Source organism: Pannonibacter carbonis (genome assembly GCF_003012935.1).
Classification (GTDB): domain Bacteria; phylum Pseudomonadota; class Alphaproteobacteria; order Rhizobiales; family Stappiaceae; genus Pannonibacter; species Pannonibacter carbonis.
In genome coordinates this window covers 164,992-179,489 of record NZ_PUDR01000001.1, presented here as the reverse complement: position 1 = coordinate 179,489, position 14,498 = coordinate 164,992, and the positions used below count along the sequence as shown (strand labels likewise).

General features: G+C 62.9%; 13 protein-coding genes. 9 read left to right on the top strand and 4 right to left on the bottom strand.

Translation table 11 applies throughout. The features are described 5' to 3' along the window. The first annotated feature begins 5 nt into the window (after nucleotides 1–5). Entirely contained in the window at nucleotides 6–1,721 is a 1,716-nt protein-coding gene (locus C8348_RS00835; RefSeq protein ID WP_106751372.1) for an ABC transporter permease, read from the top strand. Nucleotides 1,722–1,736: 15 nt separating this feature from the next. Here the strand turns inward: C8348_RS00835 and C8348_RS00830 are convergent, their stop codons facing one another. Continuing rightward, complete coding sequence (locus C8348_RS00830; RefSeq protein ID WP_106751371.1) at nucleotides 1,737–2,783, bottom strand: ABC transporter ATP-binding protein; 1,047 nt, start codon at nucleotides 2,781–2,783, stop codon at nucleotides 1,737–1,739. Nucleotides 2,784–2,924: 141 nt separating this feature from the next. Here C8348_RS00830 and C8348_RS00825 point away from each other — a divergent pair, with 141 nt between their 5' ends. Beyond that, nucleotides 2,925–4,136: a metallochaperone AztD gene (locus tag C8348_RS00825; protein WP_106751370.1), complete on the top strand. Its 1,212-nt coding sequence runs from the start codon at nucleotides 2,925–2,927 to the stop codon at nucleotides 4,134–4,136. Nucleotides 4,137–4,163: 27 nt separating this feature from the next. On the opposite strand, the gene gph is transcribed toward C8348_RS00825, so the two are convergent. The 3 genes from gph to C8348_RS00810 all read right to left on the bottom strand — a co-directional run bounded on the left by gph (nucleotide 4,164) and on the right by C8348_RS00810 (nucleotide 6,414). Continuing rightward, on the bottom strand, nucleotides 4,164–4,835 hold the full coding sequence (gph, locus tag C8348_RS00820) for a phosphoglycolate phosphatase (protein WP_106751369.1): 672 nt from the start codon (nucleotides 4,833–4,835) through the stop codon (nucleotides 4,164–4,166). Nucleotides 4,836–4,843: 8 nt separating this feature from the next. Next, nucleotides 4,844–5,536 carry a ribulose-phosphate 3-epimerase gene (gene rpe, locus C8348_RS00815; protein ID WP_106751368.1) on the bottom strand — a complete coding sequence of 231 codons (693 nt, stop codon included), beginning with the start codon at nucleotides 5,534–5,536 and terminating at the stop codon, nucleotides 4,844–4,846. Nucleotides 5,537–5,640: 104 nt separating this feature from the next. Continuing rightward, complete coding sequence (locus C8348_RS00810) at nucleotides 5,641–6,414, bottom strand: DeoR/GlpR family DNA-binding transcription regulator (protein ID WP_208983454.1); 774 nt, start codon at nucleotides 6,412–6,414, stop codon at nucleotides 5,641–5,643. 311 nt (nucleotides 6,415–6,725) lie between these two features. On the opposite strand from C8348_RS00810, the gene glpD reads away from it, so the two are divergent. The 7 genes from glpD (at nucleotide 6,726) to C8348_RS00775 (ending at nucleotide 14,304) form a co-directional block, all read left to right on the top strand. Then, nucleotides 6,726–8,327 carry a glycerol-3-phosphate dehydrogenase gene (glpD, locus tag C8348_RS00805; RefSeq protein WP_106751367.1) on the top strand — a complete coding sequence of 534 codons (1,602 nt, stop codon included), beginning with the start codon at nucleotides 6,726–6,728 and terminating at the stop codon, nucleotides 8,325–8,327. A 22-nt stretch (nucleotides 8,328–8,349) separates the two neighbouring features. After that, on the top strand, nucleotides 8,350–9,438 hold the full coding sequence (locus C8348_RS00800) for an ABC transporter ATP-binding protein (RefSeq protein ID WP_106751366.1): 1,089 nt from the start codon (nucleotides 8,350–8,352) through the stop codon (nucleotides 9,436–9,438). A 10-nt stretch (nucleotides 9,439–9,448) separates the two neighbouring features. Next, complete coding sequence (locus C8348_RS00795; RefSeq protein ID WP_106751365.1) at nucleotides 9,449–10,525, top strand: ABC transporter ATP-binding protein; 1,077 nt, start codon at nucleotides 9,449–9,451, stop codon at nucleotides 10,523–10,525. Continuing rightward, on the top strand, nucleotides 10,525–11,397 hold the full coding sequence (locus tag C8348_RS00790) for a carbohydrate ABC transporter permease (RefSeq protein ID WP_106751364.1): 873 nt from the start codon (nucleotides 10,525–10,527) through the stop codon (nucleotides 11,395–11,397). Before C8348_RS00795 ends, C8348_RS00790 begins: the two co-directional genes overlap by 1 nt. Before the next feature lie 83 nt (nucleotides 11,398–11,480). After that, complete coding sequence (locus C8348_RS00785; protein WP_244293918.1) at nucleotides 11,481–12,257, top strand: carbohydrate ABC transporter permease; 777 nt, start codon at nucleotides 11,481–11,483, stop codon at nucleotides 12,255–12,257. A gap of 17 nt (nucleotides 12,258–12,274) precedes the next feature. Further along, nucleotides 12,275–12,547: a DUF2160 domain-containing protein gene (locus C8348_RS00780; RefSeq protein ID WP_106751363.1), complete on the top strand. Its 273-nt coding sequence runs from the start codon at nucleotides 12,275–12,277 to the stop codon at nucleotides 12,545–12,547. Nucleotides 12,548–12,597: 50 nt separating this feature from the next. Further along, nucleotides 12,598–14,304, top strand: a complete 1,707-nt coding sequence (locus C8348_RS00775; RefSeq protein ID WP_106751362.1) for an ABC transporter substrate-binding protein — start codon at nucleotides 12,598–12,600, stop codon at nucleotides 14,302–14,304. Nucleotides 14,305–14,498: the final 194 nt, after the last annotated feature.

Here is a 14,498-nt window from a genome sequence, read left to right as displayed (position 1 = left end):
GGTCAATGACCGCATTTTTCCGCAAGGTGCTTCCGGACGGCGAGGGGATTACCCTCGCCGTTCTCGTTGTGGTGGTGACGCTGATTTGCGGCCTGCCGCTGGTGCTTCTGTTCAAGGTTGGCCTAACCGGGCCAGGCGGGCTTGATCTCGGGCCGCTGATTGAGGCCATGAGCAACAAGTCGGTCCAGAGGGCGCTCTGGAATTCCTTTGAAAGCAGCTTCTTGTCGGCATTGATCGCGACGGTCATCGGCGCCGGGCTGGCGCTGGCGATCGGTTTGACAGACGTGCGGTCCAAGGGCCTCCTGGTGTTCTGCCTGCTGCTGCCGATGATGATCCCGCCGCATGTCATCGCGATTGCCTGGATCCAGGCCATGGGGCCGGGCAGTCCGGTCCTGAAGCCACTCGGCCTCGCCCCGGAGATGGGCGTGACGCCGGCGATCTATTCCTTCACCGGCCTCGTCAGCCTGCTGGCCTTGCAGCATGCGCCGCTGGTGTTCCTGATCCTGCGTGCAGCGCTTCGATCTTTGCCGCGTGAACTCGCCGATGCGGCGCGGGTGTGCGGGGCCGGTGGTTCACGCGTTCTGATCCGCATCACTCTGCCCTTGATCGGGCCGTCGTTGCTGGCGGGCTTCATGCTGGCTTTCGTTGCGGCGCTTGGCAATTTCGGCATCAACGCGATGATCGGCATTCCGGCGCGCTACACAACGCTGCCGGTGCTGATGTGGCGGCGGCTGGCCAGTTTCGGGCCGGATGTGCTGCCGAATGTGGCTGTGATTTCGGTGGTGCTGGCGGTGGTCACGTTGATTGCGGTGGGCGTGCAATCACTGTTGCAGCGGCGGATGCGCTCGACCCTGATCGGGTTGCCGCAGGCACCTCTTGCCTATGCGCTCGGTAAAGGGCGGTTGCCGCTGGAAGTCGGGCTGTGGGGTTTTGTTGCCCTGACGCTGGTCCTGCCCTTTACCGCGCTGGTTGCAACATCGCTGGTGCCGACCTACGGCCTGGTCCTGGGGCCAGAAACGATCACCTTCAACAATTTCGTCGAGGTATTGTGGCGGCAGAGTGTGACGCTCAGGGCCTTTGCCAATTCGACATTCATCGCTGCTGTTGCCGCACTTGTCATCGCGGCTGTGGCCATTGGCCTTGGGCATCTCATGGTGCTGCGGCAAGGACGCAAGCGGCAGGCAGCGAGCCTTGCGGCGGCGCAGGCCGATGTTGCCTTTGCCGTTCCCGGGCTGGTGGTGTCGATTGCCTTCATCCTGGCATTCCTCAAGCCCCTGCCGCTGATCGGTGTCTCGCTCTATGGCACGCTCTGGATCATTCTGCTCGCCTATGTGGCAGTGTTCCTGTCGGTGGGGCTGAAGCCGGTCACGGCGGCCTATCTGCAGATGGACAAGAGCCTTGAAGACGCGGCCCGGGTCGCGGGGGCTGGCTATCTGACCCGTCTTCGCCGGATCTTTGCGCCGCTGGTTGCGCCGGCAGCGGCTTCCGGGGCGATCCTGGTGTTCCTCACCGCCTATAATGAGGTGACGGTGTCGGCGCTGCTGTGGTCCTCGGGCACCGAAACCATTGGAACGACGATCTTCAACTACGAGGATGGAGGCTCCACGACACTGGCGGCTGCAATGTCCACGGTCGTGGTGCTTGCCACCGTTCTGGTAATGATCGCCATGAATGGCCTGGCTCGCCGGGTTCCCGCCGGGTGTATTCCCTGGCGGGACTGATCCTCGGCCATCCGGTCAGGCTGGCAGCACCCAGCCTGACCGGATGGAAACGCCAATCTCGGCGCCCGCTTGCGGCTTCATTGGCACCCTTGCCAGCAGCGGCGTCTCGCTTCCCGGCAGGCTGATCTCGGCCTCGTGGAAGCCGCCGCGATAGACCGTGCGGCCGATCCGCCCCATGAGACGGGCATCGGCGGCACCGACTTCAAGATCCTCCGGACGCAGCAGCAAGGCGGCTGTGCCCGTCGGCGTCCCGGGCGTTGCGGACACGGTGAACTCGCAGCCGGCAAGCCGGACGTTGGCGTTGCTGCCCTGCGATCCAAGCACAGCGACCGTTGTGATGGCACCCTGGCCGATGAAGCCGGCGACCTGACGGCTTTTCGGGCGGCGATAGATCACCTCGGGCGCATCGGCCTGCAGCAGCCGGCCTTCCCACAGGATGGCGATCCGGTCGGCGAGCGCCATCGCCTCGCGCTGATCGTGGGTGATGAACAGCGTCGTCGCGCCGCTTGCCTTATGGAAGGCGGACAGTTCCTCCTCCATCGCGCCGCGCAGATGCGGGTCGAGATTGGCGAGAGGTTCGTCCATCAGGATCGTGGACGCGCCCTGGGCAAGGCAGCGGGCCAATGCAACACGCTGGCGCTGGCCTCCGGACAGATCGGCGGGCTTGCGATCAGCAAAGCGCGTCAGTTCCACGGTCGACAGGCACTCATCGGTACGCTGCGTGATCTCGGCCTTTGTCTTGCCTGCTGTTTCGAGCGGGAAGGCGACGTTCGCCGCCACGCTCATGTGCGGCCAGAGCGCATAGGACTGGAACACCACGCCGACGCCCCGCGCTTCCGGTGGCAAGTGCTGTGTGCCTGAGGCCACTTCTCGGCCGTTGATCTCGATCCGGCCGCCGTCGAGCGGTTCAAGGCCTGAGATCAGGCGCAGCAATGTGGATTTGCCGCAGCCGGATGGGCCGAGGACGACAAAGAACTCGCCCTCCGCGATGGTGAGTGAGACGTCATCGAGCACGCGCTGCGCGCCGAAAACCTTCGTGACTTGTTCAAGTTTGATCGACATGCCTGCGGCTTAAGCCAGCTTGATGACGGTTTGTTGAAACCCGGCGGGAACATCGGCGGATCGGTGAAGGCGGCATTCGCGCTTGCGCCGCACAACCCAGCTCGGTATAAATGTAATGTAATAACATTTATAGGAGTTCCAATGTTCAGACGGACAACCGCGCTGGCCCTTTTGTTCAGCGCCGGCCTCACTCTTCCCGTCATCGCGGACGAGGCAGGCAAGACCCATTGGCGCGTGTTCATTGGCGACCATGCGAGCGGCAAGATCACCGCGCTGGACCTGGACCAGCCTGAAAAACGCTGGAGCTTCGACGTCGAAGGTCCAGCCCGCATCTATGCTTTCGGTGATGGACAGGGCATCGCAGCCGTGCAGGGCGACAAGAACCGGGTCGACTTCCTGAAGACCGGTGTCGTCATCGAGAGCCACGGCGACCATTCCGATATCGAGGTCAGTGAGCCGGCCAAGCTGCCGACGGCGTTGACCGGCGGTTATCCGGTGCATGTGGTCGAGCATTCCGGCCTTCTGGCCGTGAACTTCGACAAGGATGGCCGTGCCGCATTGGCGGATGTGAAGGGCCTGCTCGCCGGTGATCCGGTGCTGAAGGACTTCCCGCAGTCGGTGCCGCACCATGGCTTTGTCGCCGTCATGGGGAACTATGTACTCTCCACGGTGTCGGCGACCGAAAAGCCGGCTGGCGCGGAGAACCTGCCGCGTCTTGGGCTGCAGGCCTTTGATCAGGCTGGAAAGCCGGTGTCGGAGCTGGCGTCCTGCCCGGGCATCCACGGTGAAGCCTTCTCGGGCGCTTATCTGGCGGCAGGCTGCGGCGATGGCGTGCTGGCGGTGAAGGCCGATGGTGCCAAGCCCGAGTTCAAGCTGCTGCCCTACGGTTCAGATCTACCGCAGGGCAAGACGGGCACGCTGCTCGGCGTGAAGGGGATGCAGGCCTTCCTTGGCAACTACGGTGCCGATGGGCTCGTCGTCGTGGATCCGGCCGACGCGCCGCATTTCACCTATGCCAAGCTGCCGGCCCGGCGCGTCGACTTCATCCTCGATCCGGCCCATGCAGAGCACGCCTTCGTCCTGACGGAGGATGGCACCTTGCATCGCTTCAACATGCTGGAAGCGAAGATTGAAGCGAGCGCGGCTGTCACGGAAGCCTATTCGATGGACGGGCACTGGGCCGACCCGCGGCCGCGTCTGGCGATCGCAGGTGAGACGGTGCTGCTGACCGACCCGCGCGCGGGCGTCATCCGCAAGATCGACGCCGATACGCTGAAGGAAGCCGGCACGATCAAGGTGGAGGGCATGCCCTACACGATCGTCAGCGTCGGCGGATCGGGCGTCTCCCACTGACGCGTTAAAAAAGATCTCGCCGCGCGATCAGCGGGCGGCGAGATCGGCCAGAAGGGCAGGCAGGGCCGCCAGGTCGTCGAAGGCGATCGTATGCGTAAGCGCCTCGACCGGCTGCTTGCGGTAGCCCAGCGTGAAGAGGGCAAAGCGGCTGCCAGCGCGCTCGGCTGTCTCTGCATCGACCTCGCTGTCGCCGACATAGGCAAAGCCCGGTGCGGTGACGTCGGTGCCAAGACGGCGGGCTGCTTCGATCAGCGGTGCCGGATCCGGCTTGCGGGTGGCCAGACTGTCGCCGGCGATCACCACCTCGAACAGATCGCTCCAGCCAAGTGCTGCCAGGAGGTTGGCGGTCGGGATGCCGGGCTTGTTGGTGCAAAGCCCGATGCGGACACCTTCGGCCTTCAAGGTCTTGAGCGCCAGCTCGGCACCGGCAAACGGCGGGTTGGCCGAGCCTGGCGCCGCGCCATAGATTTCCTCGAAGCGCTCGACGTGATGGGCAAGCGTGGCTGCATCGGCGTTGATGGCGCGGGCGGCAAGCGCACGCTCCACAAACTTCGCCGCGCCGTTGCCGATGTAACCGCGCGCTTCTTCGACGCTGAGGGCGGCAAGACCGAGTTCCAGCATCAGGCTGTTGCCGACATCGGCGATGGCCGCGACGCTGTCCACCAGCGTCCCGTCCAGATCAAAGACAACCGCTCGCATTGCGCGGCTCACGAGCGGGTGGCGTCGGCCGCCGTTCGGATCGCGGCAATCTGCGCGGCATAGATATTCGATGTTTCCGGCGTGCCGCCCTTGAACACCGCAGACCCGGCAACCAGCACGTTCGCGCCAGCGGCAGCGACGAGCGGGGCGGTGTCCGGGGCAATGCCGCCGTCGACCTCGATATCGATCGGCCGGTCACCGATCATCTTGCGGATGCGGGCGACCTTGTCGACCATGGCGTGAATGAACTTCTGGCCGCCGAAACCGGGGTTCACCGTCATGACCAGGATCAGGTCGAGCCGGTCGAGCACATATTCGATGACGCTTTCCGGGGTACTCGGGTTGAGCGAGACGCCCGCCTTCTTGCCAAGCGCCCGGATCGCCTGCAGCGAGCGGTCGAGATGAGGTCCTGCCTCGGCATGAACGGTGATGATGTCCGATCCGGCCTTGGCGAAGGCCTCCAGATAGGCGTCGCAGGGTGCGATCATCAGGTGCGTATCGAACACCTTGGTGGTGTGCGGCCGCATGGCGGCGATCACGTCCGGTCCATAGGTGATGTTCGGCACGAAATGGCCATCCATCACATCAAGATGGATCCAGTCGGCGCCAGCAGCGTCAACAGCGCGCAGCTCATCGCGCAGACGCGAGAAATCGCTGGCAAGCATGGAGGGAGCGATCAGGGTGTGCGGCTTCGCGGACATCAGGGCCTCCGGCACGGAAATGACTGCGGCAGGCTGTAGTCCGCCCGGCGTGCCTTGTCAGCCGTTTTTTTGGCGGATGGGCCGTGTGCCGCAGGCGCGTTGCCTCAGCCTTCGCCGCAGACCACGACCTTGGTGCCCCAGCCTTCGCAGCGGATGGCGAGGGGGCTGGGCAGTGGGTAGTCCGTGAAGAAGGTGTCGATGCGCGCCAGCGAGGTGATGCGGGCCGGGGCCGTGCGCTGGAACTTGGAATGGTCTGAGACCAGGAACGTCTTGCGCGCCTGACGGATGATGGTCTGGCTGACGCCGACTTCCTGGATGTCGAAGTCGAGCAGGTCGCCTTCCTCATCAAGGGCGGAGCAGCCGATGACGGCAAAATCGAACTTGAACTGCTCGATGGTGCGGGTCGTCAGGTTGCCGACAAGACCGCCATCCGTGCGCCGCAAGGCCCCGCCGGCAACGATCACCTGGCAGTCCGGGTTTCCGACCAGGATGTTGGCGACATTCATGTTGTTGGTGACCACCATCAGGTTGCGATGGTGCAGCAGCTCGCGGGCGACCGCTTCCGTACTGGTGCCGATGTTCAGGAACACCGACACGTCGCTCGGAATGGCCCGGGCGCATTGCGTGGCAATCGCTGTCTTGGCGTCGCGATTGAGGTTTCTGCGGTCCTCATAGCCGATGTTCGTCACGCCGGATGGCAGGATGGCGCCGCCGTGGACACGTTCCAGCTTGCCGCTGTCGGACAGCTCTGACAGGTCGCGGCGGATGGTCTGGACGGTGACGCCGAAATGCTCGGCAAGGCCTTCAACAGTGACCTTTCCCTGCTGTCGGGCGAGCTCGAGAATCTCTGGCTGGCGGAAGGTCTGTGACACGGTCATATTCCCTTGGGGCATGGGTACTATGTTCGCTTTGGCTCCCTTTTTCAAGTTTTTAGCGCAAGTGCGAACATACGATCGAAATGTGATCGACTATTGCAGCGCAAAAGTTCGATACCGCAACGCACAAAAAGTCCTTTATTTCCGGCAACATGGCCGCGAAAGCGCGGGCTGCGGCGGTTTGCCTCAGCTAAGTGCTTGGATTGACGCGAAGAATCAAAAACGAACACAAACGAAAATCGTTCATTGACTGTGAATGGGGTTTTGTGGTTCGTTTGTGTTCACAAAAGACCGGTTCCGGGAGGTTCGTGTCCGTGGCATTGCAGCAAGATCAGGTGGTCGATCTGTTCATCATCGGCGGCGGCATCAATGGCTGCGGCATCGCCCGTGACGCGACCGGACGTGGTCTGACCGTCTCGCTGGCGGAGATGAATGACCTTGCCTCCGCAACCTCATCCGCCTCGACAAAGCTGTTCCATGGCGGCTTGCGCTACCTCGAGTACTTCGAGGTGCGGCTGGTGCGCGAGGCGCTGATCGAGCGCGAAACGCTGCTGACGGCGATGCCGCATATTTCCTGGCCCATGCGCTTCGTGCTTCCTTACCACAAGGACATGCGGTTCGAAGGCGAGACGCCGACCTCGAAGTTGCTCAACATGGTGATGCCCTGGATGAAAGGGCGTCGTCCGGCCTGGCTGATCCGGTTTGGCCTGTTCCTCTATGACAACCTCGGCGGCCGCAAGATCCTGCCGGGCACGTCGACGGTCGATCTGAAGGCCGGCCCTGAAGGCAAGCCGCTGCAGGACCGCTTTGCCAAGGCCTATGAATATTCGGATTGCTGGATCGAGGACTCCCGGCTCGTGGTGCTCAATGCCCGTGATGCGGCCGCCCGAGGCGCCGAGATCATGGTGCGCACCAAGGTGCTGTCGGCCGAGCGCGTCGACGGGCAGTGGCAGATCCTGCTTGAAAACCGCGACACGGGTGAGCAGTTCCGCCGCCATGCCCGGATGCTGGTCAACGCCGGCGGCCCCTGGGTCGGCGACGTGATCCGCAACACGGTGCGCTCCAATTCGCAGGAAAGCGTGCGCCTGGTGCGCGGCAGCCACATCGTTACGAAGAAGCTCTACGATCACGACAAGTGCTACTTCTTCCAGGGCGAAGACGGCCGCATCATCTTTGCGATCCCTTACGAGACCGATTTTACCCTGATCGGCACGACCGATGCCGACCATCCGGAGCCGGGCATCAAGCCGGTCTGCACGGATCAGGAGCGCGACTACCTGCTGAAGTTCGCCTCGGGCTACTTCAAGAAGCCGGTCACCGTGGACGACATCGTCTGGAGCTATTCGGGTGTTCGCCCGCTCTACAACGACGGTGCCAAGTCTGCGACAGCCGCGACCCGCGACTATGTGCTGAAGGTGGACGAGACCGGCGGCGCGCCGCTGCTCAATGTGTTCGGCGGCAAGATCACCACCTATCGCAAGCTCGCCGAGCATGCGCTGGAAAAGATCGTGCCGCATTTCCCGGCAGCTGGTGCTGCCTGGACCGCGCGCGTGCCGCTGCCGGGTGGCAACTTCCCGGTTGATGGCGTCGAAGCATTGGTGCGTGAACTGATGAGCGCGCATCCGTTCCTTGATGAGCGCTGGGCTCGTCGTCTTGTGAAAGCCTATGGAACCGAGGCGCTGGAGATCCTGAAAGGTGCGACCCGGGTGGAGGATCTGGGTGCTCACTTCGGCTGGAACCTGACCGAACGTGAAGTCAACTGGTTGATCGACAAGGAATATGCGCGCAGCGCCGAGGACGTCGTCTGGCGTCGCTCAAAAATGGGCCTGCGCCTGAGCGCCGCTGAAGTGGCAGCGCTGGATCAATGGATAAAGAATGCCTGCACGGCCCGGCACGGGGCGGCCGCGGCGCAGTAGCAGGAATGGGAGGACGAGAATTATGACCCTGGTCCTGGAGAATGTCTCCAAGGTCGCGGGTGGGGCAACCCATATCCACCCGACAGACCTGACCTTGCGTGAGGGCAGCATGAATGTGCTGCTCGGACCGACGTCGGCTGGCAAGACATCGCTGATGCGGTTGATGGCTGGGCTCGACAAGCCGACGACCGGCCGCATCCTCTGGAACGGCAAGGACGTGACCGGCATGCGCGTGCAGGACCGCGCCGTTGCCATGGTCTATCAGCAGTTCATCAACTATCCGGCGATGACCGTTTACGACAATATTGCCAGTCCTTTGCGGCTGATGGGCAAGTCGTCGGCGGAGATCGACAAGGCCGTGCACAAGACGGCGGAGCTGATGAAGCTGACGCCGATGCTGAAGCGCAAGCCGCTGGAGCTGTCCGGTGGCCAGCAGCAGCGCTGCGCGTTGGCGCGCGCACTGGTCAAGAACGCCGGCCTGGTTCTGCTCGACGAGCCGCTGGCCAACCTTGATTACAAGCTGCGCGAAGAGCTGCGCGTCGAGATCCCGAAGATCTTCGAAGCCTCAGGATCGATCTTCGTCTACGCGACGACGGAGCCGGAAGAGGCGCTGCTTCTGGGTGGCAACGCGGCCACGCTGTGGCAGGGCCGGGTGACCCAGTTCGGGCCGACGCCGGAGGTCTATCGCCGGCCCGTCGATGCAACGACGGCACGCGTGTTCTCCGATCCGCCGATGAACTTCCTGCAGATCGCCAAGGCAGGTGCCAAGCTGATGTTCGGGGACGGACAGTCGATCCCGGCCGCCGGCAAGCTCGCCGAGCTGCACGATGGCCGCTACATCGCCGGCTTCCGGCCGAACCATCTCGAACTGCACCGGCACAGCACGGATGCGATGGAGTTCACCGCCCAGCTCGCGGTGACCGAAATCACCGGATCGGAGACTTTCGTGCACCTTGAACATCATGGCGAGCGCTGGGTTGGCCTGATCCATGGCGTGCATGACCTCACCCTGGGGGCCGCGCTGAAGGTCTATCTCGACCCCTCGCATGTCTATGTCTTCGGCCAGGACGGCGCGCTGGTGGCTCCGGCCGCCTATGCGCTGGCAGCGTGAGGAGGGACCCATGGCCAAGATCACGCTCGACAATCTCGCCCACTCGTACAATCCGCGCCCGCAGAGCGAAGACGATTTCGCGCTGAAGGAACTGAACCACGTGTGGAATGACGGCGAGGCCTATGCGCTGCTCGGTTCGTCCGGCTGCGGCAAGTCCACGCTGCTCAACATCATTTCCGGTCTTCTGGTGCCAAGCCAGGGGCGGATCCTGTTCAACGACGTCGATGTGACGGAAAAGCCGACGGCGGAGCGCAACATCGCGCAGGTGTTCCAGTTCCCGGTCGTCTACGACACGATGACCGTGCGCGGAAATCTCGCCTTCCCGCTGAAGAACCGCGGTGCGGATGCAGCGTACATCGCCGACCGGGTGCAGAAGATCGCCCACATGATCGGCATGGAGGCCGTGCTCGACCGCAAGGCGCAGGGCCTTACCGCCGACGCCAAGCAGAAGATCTCGCTCGGCCGCGGCATGGTGCGCGAGGACGTCAACGCGTTGCTGTTCGACGAGCCGCTCACCGTCATCGATCCACACATGAAGTGGGAACTGCGGACGCAGCTGAAGTCGCTGCACCACGAGTTCGGCCACACCATGATCTACGTCACGCATGACCAGACCGAAGCGCTCACTTTCGCCGACAAGGTGGTGGTGATGTACGACGGCCGCGTGGTGCAGATCGGCACGCCGCAGGAGCTGTTCGAGCGCCCGGCGCATACATTCGTCGGCTACTTCATCGGCTCGCCCGGCATGAACCTCATGGATGCGCAGGTCGAGGGAACGACGGCCTATGTGAACGGTGCCACCATTCCGCTCGGCCACGGCTATTCAAAGCTGGATGGCAAGGTGCAGATCGGCGTGCGTCCGGAATTCGCCCGCCTGTCCGACAGCGAGGGCCTGCCGGTCAAGGTGCGCCGCGTCGAGGACGTGGGCCGTCACAAGATCGTCCGGGCCGAGTTCTTCGGGTCCGACATCAACATCATCGCGGGCGAAAGCGACCGCATCACGTCCGACATGACCCGCGTGGTGTTCGATCCCTCGCGCGTCAATGTCTATGCCAACAGCTGGCGCGTTTCGGGGGAGGCCGCCTGATGGAAAAGACCGTCAATCACAAGGCCTGGTTCCTTGTCCTTCCCGTTCTCGTGCTCGTCGCCTTCTCGGCGGTGATCCCGCTGATGACGGTGGTGAACTACTCGGTCCAGGACACGTTCGGCAACAACCAGTTCTTCTGGGCTGGTGTCGAATGGTTCGATGAAATGCTGCATTCCAAGCGCCTCTGGGATGCGCTCGGCCGTCAGCTGATCTTCTCGGCCGTGATCCTGGCCATCGAGATCCCGCTCGGCATCTTCATCGCGCTGAACATGCCCAAGCGCGGCTTCTGGGCCTCGTTCTGCCTCATCCTGATGGCGCTGCCGCTGCTCATTCCGTGGAACGTGGTCGGCACCATCTGGCAGATCTTTGCCCGCGTCGACATCGGTCTGCTGGGTGCCACGCTGCATGCCCTCGGCATCTCCTACAATTACACGCAGGACGCTGTCGCCGCCTGGGCCACGGTCATCGTGATGGACGTGTGGCACTGGACCTCGCTGGTGGCGCTGCTCGCCTATGCCGGTCTGCAGTCGATCCCGGATGCCTACTATCAGGCGGCGAAGATCGACCAGGCCAGCCGCTGGAGCGTGTTCCGCTACATCGAGCTGCCGAAGATGCAGGGCGTGCTGATGATCGCCATCCTGCTGCGCTTCATGGACAGTTTCATGATCTACACCGAGCCCTTCGTGGTCACCGGTGGCGGGCCGGGCAACTCGACGACCTTCCTGTCGATCGACCTCGTCAAGATGGCACTCGGCCAGTTTGACCTCGGTCCGGCCGCAGCCTTCTCGATCATGTACTTCCTCGTGATCCTGCTGATTTCCTGGGTGTTCTACACCGTCATGACCAACCTCGACAAAAGGCAGGGCTTCTGATGGGCGCCGCAACCATGACCGCTTCCACCCCGGCGAGGAGCCGCAGTGCCGCGCGTGTCGGCATCAACTCCCGCGCCGTCGTGATGGCCGTGTACCTGATCTTCCTGCTGTTGCCGATCTACTGGCTCCTCAACATGAGCCTGAAGACCAACACGGAAATCCTGTCGACCTTCAGCCTGTGGCCGCAAAGCCCGACGCTCGCCAACTATGCAACGATCCTCACCGATCCAAGCTGGTACATGGGCTACGTCAACTCGCTGATCTACGTGGTGATGAACACGGTGATCTCGATCACCGTGGCGCTGCCGGCGGCCTACGCCTTCTCGCGCTACACGTTCCTCGGCGACAAGCACCTGTTCTTCTGGCTGCTGACCAACCGCATGGCCCCACCGGCCGTGTTCGCTCTGCCCTTCTTCCAGCTCTATTCCTCGGTCGGGCTGTTCGACACGCATATCGCCGTTGCCCTGGCGCACTGCCTGTTCAACGTCCCGCTGGCGGTCTGGATCCTGGAAGGCTTCATGCGCGGCGTGCCGAAGGAAATCGACGAGACCGCCTATATCGACGGCTACTCGTTCGGCCGCTTCTTCGTGAAGATCTTCATGCCGCTGATCGCGAGTGGCATCGGCGTGGCTGCGTTCTTCTGCTTCATGTTCTCCTGGGTCGAGCTGCTTCTGTCGCGCACGCTCACTTCGGTGAATGCCAAGCCGATTGCAGCCACGATGACCCGTACGGTCTCGGCCTCGGGCATGGATTGGGGCGTGCTGGCTGCTGCCGGTGTGCTGACCATCATTCCCGGCGCGCTCGTGATCTATTTCGTCCGCAACTACATCGCCAAGGGCTTTGCCCTGGGCCGCGTCTGATCTGAGGGAGAACAGATATGGACTGGATGGCCTGGACCGCGCCGACCGCGATCTTCTTTGCCACGATTGCGACCTTGCTGGTGGTCTTCACCACTCTGGCAATCCGCTTTCCGGAGACGCCCCGTGTCGGCGTGCTGCGCATCGAGACGACGCGCGGGGACCGTCTCTTCATCACCCTTTTGGGCTCAGCCTTCATCACGCTTGGCTGGCTCGCCGCCTTCGGCGCCCCCCTCTGGGGGGCTCTGATCGCCTGTCTCGTCTACGCCTTTGCGGTGTTCCGCTGGGTCTGAAGACGAAAGGCAACCTGATCTTCGGATCAAATCACTCGGGAGGAAACTGAATGAAAGTGTATTACACTTCGACGGCCATGGCCCTTGCCATGCTGGTTTCGACCGGAAGCGCCTTTGCCGACATGGAAGCGGCAAAGAAGTTCCTGGACGCTGAAATCGGCACGCAGTCGGCCCTGAGCCGCGCGGACCAGGAAAAGGAGATGCAGTGGTTCATCGACGCTGCCGCTCCGTTCAAGGGCATGGAAATCAAGGTCGTCTCCGAGACGATCACCACCCATGAATACGAATCCAAGGTTCTGGCTGACGCCTTTACCAAGATCACCGGCATCAAGATCACGCACGACCTGATCGGTGAAGGTGACGTCGTCGAGAAGCTGCAGACCCAGATGCAGTCCGGCGAGAACATCTACGACGCCTATATCAACGATAGCGACCTGATCGGTACCCACTGGCGCTACCAGCAGGCTCGCAACCTGACTGACTGGATGGCTGGTGAAGGCAAGGACGTGACCAATCCGGGTCTCGATCTGGCCGACTTCATCGGCACCAAGTTCACCACCGGTCCGGACGGCAAGCTCTATCAGCTGCCCGACCAGCAGTTCGCGAACCTTTACTGGTTCCGGTATGACTGGTTCAACGACGAGAAGAACAAGGCCGACTTCAAGGCCAAGTATGGCTATGAGCTCGGCGTACCGGTCAACTGGTCTGCCTACGAGGACATTGCCGAGTTCTTCACCGGCCGTGAAATCGACGGCAAGAAGGTCTATGGCCACATGGACTACGGCAAGAAGGACCCGTCGCTTGGCTGGCGCTTCACCGATGCGTGGCTGTCGATGGCAGGTGCCGGTGACAAGGGCGAACCGAACGGCCTGCCGGTCGACGAGTGGGGCATCCGCGTCAACGAGAACTTCCAGCCGGTTGGTTCCTGCGTTGCCCGTGGCGGCGACACCAACGGCCCGGCTGCTGTGTACTCGATCACCAAGTACATCGACTGGCTGAACAAGTACGCTCCGCCGGCTGCTGCCGGCATGGTGTTCGGCGAAGCCGGCCCGGTTCCTGCCCAGGGCGAAATCGCTCAGCAGATGTTCTGGTACACCGCCTTCACCGCCGACATGGTCAAGCCGGGCCTGCCGGTCGTGAACGAGGATGGCACGCCGAAGTGGCGCATGGCTCCCTCGCCGCATGGCGTGTACTGGGAAGAAGGCATGAAGGTCGGCTATCAGGACGCTGGTTCCTGGACGCTGATGAAGTCCACTCCGGTTGACCGCGCCAAGGCGGCCTGGCTCTATGCCCAGTTCGTCACGTCCAAGACCGTGGACGTGAAGAAGAGCCACGTTGGCCTGACCTTCATCCGCGAGTCCACCCTTGCGCATGACAGCTTCACCGAGCGCGCACCGAAGCTTGGCGGTCTGATCGAGTTCTATCGCTCGCCGGCCCGTCTGCAGTGGTCGCCGACCGGCACCAACGTTCCGGACTACCCGAAGCTGGCCCAGCTGTGGTGGCAGAACATCGGCGATGCGTCGTCCGGTGCCAAGACCCCGCAGGCAGCAATGGATGCACTCTGCGCCGAGCAGGAGAAAGTGCTTGAGCGCCTGGAACGTGCCGGCGTGCAGGGCGAGTTCGGTCCGAAGCTGAACGAAGTCCAGACCGCCGAGTACTGGTTCGACCAGCCGGGCGCACCGAAGGGTCCGATCCCGGATGAAAAGGAACAGCCGATCACCGTCTCCTATGACGACCTGATCGCTTCCTGGAAATAAGCACGTACCCATCGACAATCGGGGGCGGGGCCGCAAGGTCCCGCCTTCGGGCTGACCTGGTGAGCGCAATGTCCATTGTGCCGACGCCTGTCTTCCGGGGGAGGATTGCGGCGAGCCATTGAGCTGACCAGGTCAGCCTGTTAAGCGGAATGACCAGACGCTGACAGCAAGATCAGGCGCAATCGGGGAGGCCG